The organism is Mesorhizobium sp. 01N446, from assembly GCF_056399285.1.
Genome location: NZ_JBFTRA010000009.1, coordinates 86,253 through 99,181, shown reverse-complemented (window position 1 = coordinate 99,181; position 12,929 = coordinate 86,253). Strand labels below are relative to the sequence as shown.

The window sequence follows — 12,929 nt, the reverse complement described above, 5'->3', positions numbered from 1 at the left end:
CATGATCTCTTCCGAAAACCAGCTTCCATTCTTCGGGATCATGCGCTGGCGCGGCGACGCCGCGCCACAAGGATGAACAGGCCGAGCAACAGCACACTGGCCAGGGCGCTGCCGGCGGCGAATTCCGGAACCGGGCGGAAATCCTTGCCGTCGATGAGCAGTGATGCCGCGACCGGCCCGATCGCCAGGCCGAAGAGCTGCGCGGCCGGCACCAGGAGCACGGCGGTGCGCGTCTCATCGGCCGTGATCGCCAGCCGGATCTGGTAAGGCACGATGAACAGGAGGATAAAACCCATGACCAGGGCGGCGACCCAGAAGGTGGCGAGGGCCGGTCCGCTGGCCAGGACGAGCGAGGCGACCAACGCGACGGCGCCAATGACTGCGATGGCAATGCGGTAATCAATGCGCGCTTCGAACACGGTCGCCGTCATCGCGCCCGTGACTTGCACCGCGAGGCTCGCCGAGACAATCAGGCCGACGGTGCGGCCATCAATGCCGAACTGGGCGCCAAGCGGTTCCAGAAACGCCCAGACCGAGCCGAAGAACATGAAATAGCAGAAGACGCACGACAGCGCGGTGATCGAGGGAACCGTCAGCACATTGGCCAGGTTCTCGTCCTTGGGCAGGTCGGCATAGTCAGCAGGGACGACGAAGGCGACGACGAGCGACAGGACACAGACGACCGCGAGAATGAGGAAGCCGCCAGCCGATCCGGCGGCCGGGATGACATAGAGCGCCAGAAGCAGGGCCAGCGCGCATTGCGCCAGGGTCTGCATGGTGACGAAGAAGCCGCCGATGCGTTCGGCCCGCCGCGAACGGGCGATCAATTCGGTGGCGACGGCAACCAGTCCGCCTTCGGCAAGCCCCGCCAGGGCGCGTGCCTCCATCAGCGGATTGGCGCCGCCGGCATAGGCCGTCCAGACATTCGCCAGCGCCAGCAGGAGCAGCAGCACCGCACTTTTCCAGCGCATGTTGCGGGCCGACAGCAGCATCGCGACGATCGCCGAACCGATGGCGATGGCGATCATCTCGGCGGTGGCGACCAGCGCCAGTTCGTCGCCGCTGACATGGCCCTCCGTGTAGAGCGCGCCGAGCAGGACGGGCTGCAGGCCGAGAATGAGCAGGCCGACCGACCCGATCCACAGCGCCGAGGCAAGCTGCCCGCCGGTCGGGTTGCCGACCAGCCAGTCGCCGCTTCCGGCCTGCGCGTCACCAGATGCCAAAGCCGCCTCCCAACGTCCCTTGCCGCACGGCAAAAAAGCTGACAACCTGTCAGCATTTCGGAAACTGATACTTGATCAGATTTTTTGTCAACCAGAATTTGGCAATTCGTGCGAAAGACCGGTGCATGACACAAGCAAGGCGAACAGCGACCGAACCGAGGCGCAAGCCCAAGCAGGAGCGCAGCCGCGAGCGCATCGACGCCATCCTGTCGACGACCATGCGGCTGATCGGCGAAAAGGGCATCGATGCCGTCACCATGAAGGAAGTCGGCGCGCTGGCGGGCGGACCGATCGCCACCGTCTATCACTACTTCCCCAACAAGTCGGCGATCCTGGCGATGCTTTACGAGCGGTTTTCGGAGGTGAGCCGCGCGCGATTGACCGATATCCTCGCCGATGTCCGCGAAGCCAGGGACGTGATCGCCGCCGCCGACCGGCTGCTTGACGACTACCTCGGCCGCGTCGCCGGCGATCCCGCCATCCAGGATCTGCAGAACGCCATCCAGGCCGACAAGGCGTTGAAAAATCTCGACATCGCCGAAACCCGGTATCAGGCCAGGATGTTCTGCGACCATGTCACCGCCTTGATCGAGCCGGGCAAGCATGAGCAGTTCGAACGCATGGTTCTGTTGATCTTCCAGCTCGCCGGCGGCGTGGTGCGCCTGGCGCTCGCGGAAGGCGAAGCGGAAAGCCGTCGGACCATCGAGGATTACCGGTCGATCATCCACACACAGCTGCGGTTGTTTCTCTAAGCCGCAATCCGTGGAAAAAATTACCGCCTTTCGCGGCTGCCGAGCGCCTTGACTCTCACGGGTCGGCGGCCTATTTCAGCGCCACGTTAGCACTCGCCATTGGTGAGTGCTAACTATGTGTCCGGCTTCGCCGGACGGAGGAACTGTTTCTCACCGTTCTCATTCGAGGAAGAAAAAATGGCAAAGTCGAAGTTCCGCCCGCTTCATGACCGCGTGGTCGTTCGCCGGGTCGAATCCGAATCCAAGACCGCCGGCGGGATCATCATCCCGGATACGGCGAAGGAAAAGCCGCAGGAAGGCGAGATCATCGCCGTCGGCTCCGGCGCGCGCGACGAAAGCGGCAAGCTGGTCCCCCTGGACGTCAAGGCTGGCGACCGCATCCTGTTCGGCAAGTGGTCGGGCACCGAAGTCAAGCTCAATGGCGAGGACCTTCTGATCATGAAGGAATCCGACATCATGGGCATCATCGGCTGATCATCGGCCTCACCGTCAACTGAATTCCGGGCTTTATCCCAAGCCCCTGCCAGGAGCTAAAAATGGCTGCTAAAGACGTAAAATTCTCTCGTGATGCCCGTGAGCGCATGCTGCGCGGCGTCAACATCCTCGCCGACGCGGTGAAGGTCACGCTCGGCCCCAAGGGCCGCAACGTCGTCATCGACAAGTCGTTCGGCGCACCGCGCATCACCAAGGACGGCGTCACCGTCGCCAAGGAAATCGAGCTTGAGGACAAGTTCGAGAACATGGGCGCGCAGATGGTCCGCGAAGTTGCTTCGAAGACCAACGACATCGCCGGCGACGGCACCACGACCGCGACCGTTCTGGCTCAGTCGATCGTCCAGGAAGGCCACAAGGCGGTTGCCGCCGGCATGAACCCGATGGACCTGAAGCGCGGCATCGACCTCGCCGTCACCGAAGTCGTCACGGCTCTCGGCAAGGCTGCCAAGAAGATCAAGACCTCCGAGGAAGTTGCCCAGGTCGGCACGATCTCGGCCAATGGCGACGAGTCGGTCGGCAAGATGATCGCGGAAGCGATGCAGAAGGTCGGCAACGAAGGCGTCATCACCGTCGAGGAAGCCAAGACCGCCGAGACCGAACTCGAAGTCGTCGAAGGCATGCAGTTCGACCGCGGCTATCTCTCGCCCTACTTCGTCACCAACGCCGACAAGATGGTTGCCGATCTCGAGGACGCCTACATCCTGCTCCACGAGAAGAAGCTCTCCAACCTGCAGGCCATGCTGCCGGTTCTCGAAGCTGTCGTGCAGACCTCGAAGCCGCTGCTCATCATCTCGGAAGACGTCGAAGGCGAGGCCCTGGCCACGCTGGTCGTCAACAAGCTGCGTGGCGGCCTGAAGATCGCCGCCGTCAAGGCGCCGGGCTTCGGTGATCGCCGCAAGGCCATGCTGGAAGACATCGCCATCCTCACCGGTGGCCAGGTCATTTCGGAAGACCTCGGCATCAAGCTCGAGAATGTCGGCCTCAACATGCTCGGCCGCGCCAAGAAGGTGTCGATCTCCAAGGAGAACACCACCATCGTCGACGGCGCCGGCAAGAAGGCCGAGATCCAGGGCCGCGTTGCCCAGATCAAGCAGCAGATCGAAGAGACCACTTCGGACTACGACAAGGAGAAGCTGCAGGAACGTCTCGCGAAGCTCGCGGGCGGCGTTGCGGTGATCCGCGTCGGCGGTGCGACGGAAGTCGAAGTCAAGGAAAAGAAGGACCGCGTTGACGACGCCCTGAACGCGACCCGCGCGGCCGTGGAAGAAGGCATCGTTGCCGGCGGTGGCGTGGCCCTGCTGCGCGCTTCGGCCAACATCAAGGCCACCGGCGCCAATGCCGACCAGGCTGCTGGCATCAACATCGTGCGTCGTGCGCTGCAGGCTCCGGCCCGCCAGATCGCCTCGAACGCCGGTGCGGAAGCTTCGATCGTTGCCGGCAAGATCCTTGAGAACAAGGGCGCGACCTTCGGCTACAACGCCCAGACCGGCGAATATGGCGACATGATCGCCATGGGTATCGTCGATCCGGTCAAGGTTGTGCGCACGGCTCTCCAGGACGCGGCCTCGGTCGCCGGCCTGCTGGTCACCACCGAAGCCATGATCGCGGAGGCTCCGAAGAAGGAGTCGGCTGGCGGCGGCATGCCCGGCGGCATGGGCGGTGGCGGCATGGGCGGCATGGGCGGCATGGACTTCTAAGAAGTCCATAAAGCACGCCCATGAACCAACATGGCTCAAGTCCGTAAGCGGGCTTGAGTGGCGGCATGGATTTCTAATTCAGCCAATCCAGCTAAGCTTACGGAAAGGGCGCCGCACGGCGCCCTTTTTCGTTGTCTTGCCCTAACCACACCGCCTTGCCCTTGGTTTCCTGCGACAATGGCGGCCATCGGCTCTGCTCCACCCGATCGGGCAGTTCCTCTTCATGAGAATTTTCCCAGCAAAATCAGCAACTTCGATTGCACTTTGGCGATATTGCGTAAATTTGTCAGACAATATTTTTTAACACATTCGCGGTTACTAAAGGGCGAGAGCACGGCGAAGTTGCTCCAGCGTGTGGCGTGTCTGGTGACCATCGATGCAGTTTTTCCGGCGATTTTTGCGGAACCGCGACGGCAACGTGCTGATCATCTCGGCACTGGTGATGCCGGTCCTGATCGGCATGGCCGCGCTGGTGACCGAATATGGCGCGGCGCTGGTCGAGCGGGCCGACAATCAGCGCGTGGCCGACCTGTCGGCCTATGCGGGCGCCCTCGCCTATAATGTGAACAAGTCCACTTCGCAGATGACGGCCACCGCCGTCGGCGTCGCGGTGCTCAACGGGGTTCCCGCCGCCAATGTACAGGTCAGCCTGGTTGCGTCCCCGAAAACGACCGGCGTCAACGCCGTTTCGGTGTCGATCAACACCTACCGTACGCTGTTCCTGGCACGCGTCCTCGACAATCGCCAGCAATTGCAGATCTATGCCAATTCGGTGGCCGAGCTCGGCGCGCAGCCGCAGACACCCGGCTGCATGCTGGCGCTCGACGGCACGCAGACCGGCCTGACGCTGAGCGGCGGCACCTCGATCACGGCGCAGAAGTGCACAGTTTCATCCAACAACACGGTGACCGTCCCCTGCGGCACCAGCATTTCGGCGCTCGGCGTCAACTACAATTCCGCCGCCGCCCCGAGCCAACCTTGCAACGGCATCACCGGCCCAGGCGGGGCCGCAGCGGTGATCACCAAGAAATCGACCCCCGACCCGCTGGCCGGCAACGCCGCGGTCGCGGCCGCAGTGGCCCGCATTGCGACAGTGGCCGCGCTTTCGACGACAGCCGCGCCAACAGCGCCGACCACTCCCAACGGCAAAGACATCGATTTCGGCTGGAACCAAGGCCCCACTCAGAGCCAGGCGAACGCACTCGGCTGCACCGCCAGTTGGGCATCGTCGTCATACACCTGGACGCTGGACTGCGGCAGCAAAACCAAGGTCAATCTTGGGACCATCACCATCGGCGGCGGCATCAACCTCAACTTCGCCACAAGCGGCGCGGCAACGACCGTCTACAATATCACCGGCGACCTCACGACCAGTGCCACCACCAATTTCGGGCCAGGCACCTACAACTTAGCCAAGACCCTCACCACGGCGGGAACCACCACGTTCGGGGCCGGCACCTACAATTTCGGTCAGCAGGTGACCACAGCCGGAACAACGACCTTTGGCGCCGGCACGTTCAACTTCACCAAAGGGCTGACCACCGGAGGTGGCGGCACCACGACCTTCGGCGCCGGCACGTTCAAGATCGGCCGCAGCGACAACGCCTGCAACGGCTCGGGGCAGGTCAGCCTCTGCAACACCTCCACCTTGACCTTTGGCGGACCGAGCATTTTTGAGCTCCCCGGCGGCTATACCAACACCGGCGGCTCGACGCTCACCTTCGGCTCCGGCACGACCAATTCCTACAAGATCGGCCCCGGCAGCAATGGCGACGCCATCACGTTGGGCGGCGGTTCAACGACGATCATGGCCGACGCGACCGGCGCCAACAGTGTTTTTCAGGTCGTCGGCAATGTGAATGGCGGCGGCGGCGGCAGCTGCTTTGTGGTGCCGGTCGCCGCGCAGCATGATATCGCCGGCAACTTCATCGGCTCGGGCGCCATCCTGCTCGGCGCCGGCGTCTACACCGTGGACGGCTATTTCGCGCTGGGCGGCAATGGCGGCGGCAGCGCCAACTGCAACGGCAGCACGATCAGCGTCAGCGGCACCAATGTGACGCTTGTTCTGTCGGGCAAGACCAAATCCAGTTCGGGAAGCTGCAACGGCTATGTCTTCTGCGTGGCCGCCGGCTACAGCAACATCGTGCTCACGGCACCGCAGTCGGGAGCGACGGCGAAGCTGGCGGTGATCGGCCCCACCGGCAGTTCCAACACTGGCGGCGCGACCTTCGCCGAAGGCGGCTCCAACGCCCAGATATCGGGCGCATTCTATTTTCCCTACGGCCCGATCATCATGAATGGCGGCTCGAGCGTGCTGGGATCGAACACCGACCCGAGCAAGTGCCTGCAGATGATCGGCTCACGCATCACGCTGTCGGGCGGCACCACGGCCGCATCGGAATGCATCGCTGCCTCGAGTGCCGGCGGCAGCAGCAAGGTGAGCCTCGTGCAATGAGAAAGCACTTACGCCCCGACCGTCGCCTGTCGGCCAGCTGGCGTTTCGCGCTCACGGACTTCCTGCGGCGCCAGAAAGCCGGCGTGTCAGCGGTCGAGTTCGCTCTGGTCAGCCCCGTGCTGCTGGTCATCCTGGCCGGAACCGTCGACATAGGCGGCTCGCTGAAGGCCAAGTTCGAATTGAGTTCGGCGGTCTCGGCCGGCTCGAACTATGCGCTGCTCAATGGCGACAAGGTCAATGCCGCCGGCGGCGGCGCGCTGGCCGGCAACATTGCGACGGTGGTCACCAGCGGCCTGAGCGGCAATGGCGGCAGCATCCAGGTCGTCGTCAACAACGGTGCGGCACTTGCCTACAACGCCACCACGTCCACGGCCACCCAAAGCGGCACGGCCGCCAATGCCGATCTCTGCTACTGCCCAGGCAGTTCCGGGGCCGTGGCATGGAGCGCCCCGATGGCATGCGGCAGCATCTGCAGCGGTGGCGGCATTGCGGGAAAATTCGTGACGATCACGGCTAGCAAGCCCTATACGCCGCTTTTCGGCGGCTTCGGCATCGTCAGCAACGGCAACATCACCATCAAGGCAGTGGTACAACCGCAATGAGCCGTCGCCGATCCTTCCTGCGCGACAGATCCGGTGCCAACGCCGTAGAGTTCGCGATGCTGTCGGTGCCGCTGCTGATGGTGCTGATGGGCACGTTCGAGTTCGGCCGCATGTACTGGGCCCAGCATGTTCTGAATGAAATCGCCGCGGCAGGGGCGCGTTGCGTCGGCGTGCTGCAGAGTGGATGTACGCAGAACGGCGTCTACAACGCCGCCAGCGCCATCAGCTATATCAGCAGCAGGGCGGCCACCGACGGCATCGTCCTCAGCAACGCCAACATCACCGTCAGCAACAACACCACCTGCTCGGGCTTGTCCGGCTTTTCGAGCGTCCGGGTTTCCTACACATTCACGACCGTGCTGCCGGCCTTCCTGACGTCGCTGGCGAATGGTCCGAACCTCAGCGCCAGCGCCTGCTTCCCGAACCAGGGGGCTTGACTTCAGACACCGGCCTGTGCGCGTTGCCGTACCTCGCCCGCAAGCACCGCGGCTTCGATCAGCGCCGCGACCTCGTCCGCCACCGCCTGTAGCGGGGCGCGGTCTCGGGTGGCGCGGGCGATCACCATCAGCCCTTCCAGCGACGACTCGACCAGCAGCGCCAGAGCGTGGGCGCGGCGCTCGGGCACCCCGGCCCTGACGAAGGCGTCACGCAACAGGCCTATCCACTGCTCGAAGGCCGATCGGCACAAATCCGCCAGCTCCGGCACGTCGGTTGGTGAGTCCAGCACGACGGGCGCGATCGGACAGCCCAGCGAAAACTGGTTGTCTTCCAGCATGCGCCCTACCGCCTGGTAGATATGATGGACGGCCACAGCCGGATCCCTTTCGGCGGCCAGCGTTTCGCCCAGCCTCGCCGTCACCCCGGCAACGCTGTCACGCGTCACCTCGATCACCAGTTGGTCCTTGCCGCCCGGAAAATGGAAGTAGAGCGAACCGCGCGGCGCGCCGCTGGCACTCAATATGTCGTTGAGCGAGGTGCCGTGATAGCCGCGCTGCCGGAGCAGCAGCGCGGTCGTGTCGAGTATGCGGGTGCGGGTGTCGTTCGCCATGTCAACCTCTGTCAGCAGCGATCATTATAGGGCTTGTGTCGAATATGACAATCGGTCTACATAATATGTAGATCAGTCTACATATCGGAGGCAACGACATGCACAGCTATCGTCTTGACGGGTCGGGCGGGACCGAATGCCTGGTGATGCGCGACGAGCCGGAGCCTCGGCCGAAACCACATGAGATCGTGGTGCGCGTCCGCGCCGCCTCGCTCAACCGCCGCGATACGATGATCCTCAACGGCACCTATCCGCTGCCGCCGCGCCAGAGCGTCGTTCCATTGAGCGACGGAGCTGGAGACGTTGTCGCCATCGGCGAGGCCGTCACCCGCTTCGCCGTTGGTGACCGTGTCACCGGCAGCTATTTCGCACGCTGGATCGACGGCCGCATCAACGCCGGGCTCATCGACCAACTCGGCTGCACGCTGGACGGCATGCTGGTGGAGTACGCGGTTCTCGACGAACAATGGGCGACGCGCCTGCCCGATCATCTCGAATGGCATGAGGCGGCGACGCTGAGCTGCGCCGGCGTGACCGCCTGGAATGCGGTGACGGGTGCCGGAATTCCAAAGCCAGGCCAATGGGTTCTGGTCATCGGTTCGGGCGGCGTCTCGCTCTTTGCACTGCAGTTCGCCAAGCTGCTCGGCTGCCGCGTCGCCGCCGTCACCTCGCGTGGAGAGAAAGCCGACAGGCTGCGGGCGCTGGGCGCCGACCTGGTGATCTCGACGGCTGATATGCCCGAATGGGGCGCGGCCGTCCGCGACCAGACCGGCGGCGTCGATCTCGTCGTCGAGACCGGTGGCCCGGCGACCTTCGCGCAGTCGTTGATCGCCAGCACGCTTTACGGACACATCGTGCTGCTCACCCTGCAGGATGCGAAAGGCGGATCGATCCAGCTGCCTGCGGCACTCTACCAGCGCAGCCTCGCCACCATCAGTCGCCTCTTCGTCGGCAGCCGGAGCAATCTCGAAGCCATGCTGCGCGCAGTTTCGCAGCACCGCCTGCGGCCCGTCATCGACAAGGTCTTTGCATTCACCGAGGCCCGCGATGCCTATCGCTATTTCCAGCAGGGCGACGTGTTCGGGAAGGTGGTCGTCGACGGCGCCTGACCCATCAGATCTCAAACCAGGGGAGAACGACAATGACCATTCGCGAAGCCTCGGCCAAGTGGCAAGGGACGCTGAAAGAGGGTTCTGGCCGGGTGAAGCTCGGCAGCGGCGTCTTCGAAGGCGCCTATTCCTTCCCGTCGCGTTTCGAGAGCGGTCCAGGCACCAACCCGGAAGAGCTGATCGCCGCGGCGCATGCCGGCTGCTTCTCGATGGCGCTCAGCGCCATACTGGGCATAGCCCATCATATACCGACAAGCATCAGCACCGTTGCCAAGGTGCATCTGGGCGCAACCGCCGCGGGGCCGACGATCACCCGCATCGAGCTTGAGACGCAAGCCGAGATTCCGGGGCTTTCTCCGGACGAATTCCAGAACCTCGCCGAGCGGGCAAAAACGACATGCCTCGTTTCGCGCGCCCTGGCCGGCGTGGCCTCCATCACGCTCAAGGCCGAGCTCCTCGCGACCACCACCACGGCACACTGACATCAGGAGAACGAGATGAAACAGGACAGCACCATCATCCTCCATCCGGACGACCGCTCCGGACAGACGGCCGAGATCATGCGACGCTTCAACGATGTGTTTCAGTTGCACGACCCGTCCGCACTCCCCGACCTGATTGCCGAAGAGTGCGTCATCGAAAACACCGCGCCGGCGCCTGATGGCGCCTGTCATGCCGGGCGGGAAGCCTGCGTCGAGCTGTGGTCGGCGATCGCCACTCAGCCGGGCACGCGCTTCGACCTCGAGGAGACCTTTGTCGCCGGCGACCGGGCGACCATCCGCTGGCGCTACTGGATGGCCGACGGCAACTCCGTACGCGGCGTCAATCTGATGCGTGTCCAGGACGGACGCATCGTCGAGGCAATGGGCTATGTGAAGGGATAGGTGGCCGGTCGCCGCTACCGATCAGCCAAGGCCAGCTTGGCGCCGAGCATGACAAACGCACCGGCGAAGGTTCGGCGCATCCAGGTCAGCACCATCGGCCGCGACACGACATGGCTGCGGATCGAAGCGGCGAAGATGCCGTAGCCGACGAAAACCACGAAGGTCAAAAGCATGAAGACGGAGCTCAGTTCCAGCATCTTCGACAGCGCATTGGGCTCGGTGGTGCTGACAAATTGCGGCAGGAAGGCGAAGAAGAAGATCGACAGTTTCGGGTTGAGCACGTTGACGAGGATGCCGGTGGCAATCACCTTGCCGGCTGAGCGCGGCGCGACATTGTCCTCGACGCTGAGGCCGCCCTTCTCCTTCAGCGTGTTCCAGGCCATGTAGAGCAGATAGGCGACGCCGAGATATTTCAGCGTCTCGAAGGCGACCGCGCTGGTGTGCAGCAATGCGGCAAGGCCGGTGATGGCGGCCGCCATATGCGGGATGATGCCGAGCGTGCAGCCGAAGGCGGCAATGATCGAGGCCCGCGCACCGCGCGAAAGTCCGGCGCTCAGCGTGTAGAGAACGCCAGTGCCGGGCGAGGCCACGACGATCAGCGACGTCAACAGAAATTCGATGCTCACGATGGTTCCTCCACGGCCCAGCCCTGACGCAGCGTAGCCAGCAAGGAAGCTGCGTCAAGCAGCCCACAATTCTAGGACGTCGGCAATGCGTGCTCCCGGCGCGCCATCAGACACTCGGCATCGCCAGGCATGCAGGCACGGCAGACGTCCGGTCGGACGTCGTAAATGCCGCAAGCCGTCGCTTTGCCGACTTCGCCGGTCAGGGCCGAACAGCGCACGCCCTCGCAGCGCATGCCGGACAGGTCGAGGGCTATATATTTTTCAGGGATGCGGTCGAGTTGCGCGTCATCCTCGGTGGAGAAGCGTGGCCATTCGGCCGAATAGGAACAGCACGCGCCGCAGCTCTGGCAGTCGAAAAGCGGAGCGGTTTCGTATCGCGACGGCGAAAGGTCTGCGGCAGCGACCAGGGCAAGCAGCCCCGGTGCGGCAGGATTGCGATCGGCGTTTTGCGGCAAGGCGCTATTTCTTCTTGCCTGTCTTGCGCGCCGGCGCTTCGGCCGATGACTTGAACAGATCGGTCGCGGGGTCGGCAGCTTCGCTGGCCTTCGCGGCCGCCGGCTTGGCGGGCTTTGCGGCAGGAGCCGGTGCTGCCGGCTGGTCCTTGGCGGAGAATTTAATGGCCATGTCAGTCCTCGTCGGCGAAACGCGATGATGGGGCGCGCGGATTGCGCAAGCGGCCGATCAACGCCGAAACCGCCGTGATGTTCATTTCCTCGGGCGACCAGTTCCTGGCTTCCGCGATGTGATGCGGCGCCAGCTCGCGATGCGTGCTGCCGCTGTAGGCGGCGTCCTGGTAGGTCACCCGCTCCAGGGTCTTCTTGTCCTCTCGGACATATTCGATCAGGTAGTTCGGGGCTTCGGCACGGCCGCGCACGCCGACGCGCACCTGGGCATCGCCATGGGCGCGCTTGCAGCGTTCGAGTTTTTCCAGCACGCGCCGGACATATTCGACCGGCTTGTCGAGGGTCTCGACCATGTCGGCGATGGTCGCATCGGAGGCGATCGGCGTTGGCGGTACACGCTTGGTGGCCATCAGCGTTTTCCGGCTCGTTTCGGCTGTGCGGCAAGTGCGGCGGCCGCCGCCATCTCTTCGGCTTCCTTTTCCAGGCGCAGTTCGCGCAAGCGGGCGGTCTTGGCTTCCCGCGCCTCGCTGACGGCGTCGCGCTCGGATAGGATGCGGTTGAGCGACATCGACTGGGTCTGCGTCTTGCTGAACAGCGACACCGCCGGATCGGCGGCGGTCTTCGAATGGGCGGTCAAAGTCTTTCTCCTGTCAGGAGCCTGGTGCCGTTGGGGCAAGACCGGCTCTTCGGTCAAGACCACGCACAAAGCAACACGGCATCGGGGCAATACGGCGGCGGATTCAAATTGCTGAGGCGTCCCTTAGCACGTTCGGTCCGATGCGCAGCGCATTTTCGGCGGCAGCAAGCGTAAAATGAAAAAGGCCAGGCACCGCCTGACCTTCCCTGGGGAGCACCGCGCATCCAGTGGCATCCAGAAGGATGCACAGGCATGCGCAGGAAACGCTCCTCTCATGCGCATGATGTGCTTTGGAAACTCAGGTCTCCATAGCCATGCGCCAGAATTCGCCCTTCACCGGTGCCAGTACATCCGTGGTCACCGGGAGGGCTGAATTCTTTCTTCAGGCCGCCTTCAACTGGTCGGCCGACATCTTGCCGGACTTGTTGTCGCGGACCATCTCGTAGCCGAGCTTCTGGCCCTCGACGATGTCACGCATGCCGGCGCGCTCTACGGCCGAGATGTGGACGAAAACGTCGGCCGAACCGTCGTCAGGCTGAATAAAACCAAAACCTTTGGTGGCGTTGAACCATTTAACTGTGCCGGTGCTCATGACGAACCCTTTCCATGGCAAATATTCGTTAATCGCGGTGCGAATGCACAACGATTTTTGTCTCGATTTTTGATGTGGGAAGTTCGTCAAAGACGCGCTTGAAAGCGCGGATAACAAAAGTCAGTCAAACAAATATCGACAGAGTTCTTGTAGAGGCATTTCGCGACGATGTCAAATTCTACGCAA

Annotated in this window: 17 protein-coding genes; 9 read left to right on the top strand and 8 right to left on the bottom strand. The window is 63.4% G+C overall.

What is annotated here, in order from left to right:
• Positions 1 to 38: 38 nt before the first annotated feature.
• A complete protein-coding gene (locus AC1DPX_RS28080) occupies positions 39 to 1,223 on the bottom strand; it encodes an MFS transporter (RefSeq protein WP_477240686.1) in 1,185 nt (394 codons plus the stop codon).
• Positions 1,224 to 1,348: 125 nt separating this feature from the next.
• Between AC1DPX_RS28080 and AC1DPX_RS28075 the strand changes: the two genes are divergently transcribed.
• From AC1DPX_RS28075 to AC1DPX_RS28050, 6 genes are all read left to right on the top strand, one after another.
• A complete protein-coding gene (locus AC1DPX_RS28075) occupies positions 1,349 to 1,975 on the top strand; it encodes a TetR/AcrR family transcriptional regulator (RefSeq protein WP_202354913.1) in 627 nt (208 codons plus the stop codon).
• A gap of 177 nt (positions 1,976 to 2,152) precedes the next feature.
• Complete coding sequence (gene groES / locus AC1DPX_RS28070) at positions 2,153 to 2,449, top strand: co-chaperone GroES (protein WP_010915433.1); 297 nt, start codon at positions 2,153 to 2,155, stop codon at positions 2,447 to 2,449.
• A gap of 62 nt (positions 2,450 to 2,511) precedes the next feature.
• On the top strand, positions 2,512 to 4,167 hold the full coding sequence (gene groL, locus AC1DPX_RS28065; RefSeq protein ID WP_202354914.1) for a chaperonin GroEL: 1,656 nt from the start codon (positions 2,512 to 2,514) through the stop codon (positions 4,165 to 4,167).
• A 376-nt stretch (positions 4,168 to 4,543) separates the two neighbouring features.
• Positions 4,544 to 6,622 carry a pilus assembly protein TadG-related protein gene (locus AC1DPX_RS28060; RefSeq protein WP_477240684.1) on the top strand — a complete coding sequence of 693 codons (2,079 nt, stop codon included), beginning with the start codon at positions 4,544 to 4,546 and terminating at the stop codon, positions 6,620 to 6,622.
• Positions 6,619 to 7,224 carry a TadE/TadG family type IV pilus assembly protein gene (locus AC1DPX_RS28055; protein WP_477240682.1) on the top strand — a complete coding sequence of 202 codons (606 nt, stop codon included), beginning with the start codon at positions 6,619 to 6,621 and terminating at the stop codon, positions 7,222 to 7,224. Before AC1DPX_RS28060 ends, AC1DPX_RS28055 begins: the two co-directional genes overlap by 4 nt.
• Positions 7,221 to 7,661, top strand: a complete 441-nt coding sequence (locus AC1DPX_RS28050) for a TadE/TadG family type IV pilus assembly protein (RefSeq protein ID WP_244730413.1) — start codon at positions 7,221 to 7,223, stop codon at positions 7,659 to 7,661. Before AC1DPX_RS28055 ends, AC1DPX_RS28050 begins: the two co-directional genes overlap by 4 nt.
• Before the next feature lie 2 nt (positions 7,662 to 7,663).
• Here AC1DPX_RS28050 and AC1DPX_RS28045 read toward each other — a convergent pair whose 3' ends face one another.
• Positions 7,664 to 8,272, bottom strand: coding sequence for a TetR/AcrR family transcriptional regulator (locus AC1DPX_RS28045; protein WP_477240680.1), 609 nt, complete (start codon positions 8,270 to 8,272; stop codon positions 7,664 to 7,666).
• A gap of 98 nt (positions 8,273 to 8,370) precedes the next feature.
• Between AC1DPX_RS28045 and AC1DPX_RS28040 the strand changes: the two genes are divergently transcribed.
• From AC1DPX_RS28040 to AC1DPX_RS28030, 3 genes are read left to right on the top strand one after another with little or no spacing between them, the layout of a single operon-like run.
• Positions 8,371 to 9,381 (top strand): zinc-dependent alcohol dehydrogenase family protein, encoded by a 1,011-nt coding sequence (locus AC1DPX_RS28040; RefSeq protein ID WP_477240678.1) that lies wholly within the window; start codon positions 8,371 to 8,373, stop codon positions 9,379 to 9,381.
• A gap of 32 nt (positions 9,382 to 9,413) precedes the next feature.
• A complete protein-coding gene (locus tag AC1DPX_RS28035; protein ID WP_202354917.1) occupies positions 9,414 to 9,863 on the top strand; it encodes an OsmC family protein in 450 nt (149 codons plus the stop codon).
• 15 nt (positions 9,864 to 9,878) lie between these two features.
• Positions 9,879 to 10,265 (top strand): nuclear transport factor 2 family protein, encoded by a 387-nt coding sequence (locus AC1DPX_RS28030; protein WP_202354918.1) that lies wholly within the window; start codon positions 9,879 to 9,881, stop codon positions 10,263 to 10,265.
• Between the two features lie 14 nt (positions 10,266 to 10,279).
• Here the strand turns inward: AC1DPX_RS28030 and AC1DPX_RS28025 are convergent, their stop codons facing one another.
• The 6 genes from AC1DPX_RS28025 to AC1DPX_RS28000 form a co-directional block, all read right to left on the bottom strand.
• Complete coding sequence (locus AC1DPX_RS28025) at positions 10,280 to 10,891, bottom strand: LysE family translocator (RefSeq protein WP_023766446.1); 612 nt, start codon at positions 10,889 to 10,891, stop codon at positions 10,280 to 10,282.
• 71 nt (positions 10,892 to 10,962) lie between these two features.
• Positions 10,963 to 11,346, bottom strand: a complete 384-nt coding sequence (locus tag AC1DPX_RS28020) for a YkgJ family cysteine cluster protein (protein ID WP_477240676.1) — start codon at positions 11,344 to 11,346, stop codon at positions 10,963 to 10,965.
• Between the two features lie 4 nt (positions 11,347 to 11,350).
• On the bottom strand, positions 11,351 to 11,515 hold the full coding sequence (locus tag AC1DPX_RS28015) for a hypothetical protein (protein ID WP_477240674.1): 165 nt from the start codon (positions 11,513 to 11,515) through the stop codon (positions 11,351 to 11,353).
• A 1-nt stretch (position 11,516) separates the two neighbouring features.
• Positions 11,517 to 11,924: a hypothetical protein gene (locus AC1DPX_RS28010; RefSeq protein ID WP_477240672.1), complete on the bottom strand. Its 408-nt coding sequence runs from the start codon at positions 11,922 to 11,924 to the stop codon at positions 11,517 to 11,519.
• A complete protein-coding gene (locus AC1DPX_RS28005; protein ID WP_027046702.1) occupies positions 11,924 to 12,151 on the bottom strand; it encodes a hypothetical protein in 228 nt (75 codons plus the stop codon). The genes AC1DPX_RS28010 and AC1DPX_RS28005 overlap by 1 nt, the downstream gene beginning before the upstream one ends.
• A 382-nt stretch (positions 12,152 to 12,533) precedes the next feature.
• Positions 12,534 to 12,743 carry a cold-shock protein gene (locus AC1DPX_RS28000; RefSeq protein WP_010915421.1) on the bottom strand — a complete coding sequence of 70 codons (210 nt, stop codon included), beginning with the start codon at positions 12,741 to 12,743 and terminating at the stop codon, positions 12,534 to 12,536.
• Positions 12,744 to 12,929 lie beyond the last annotated feature (186 nt).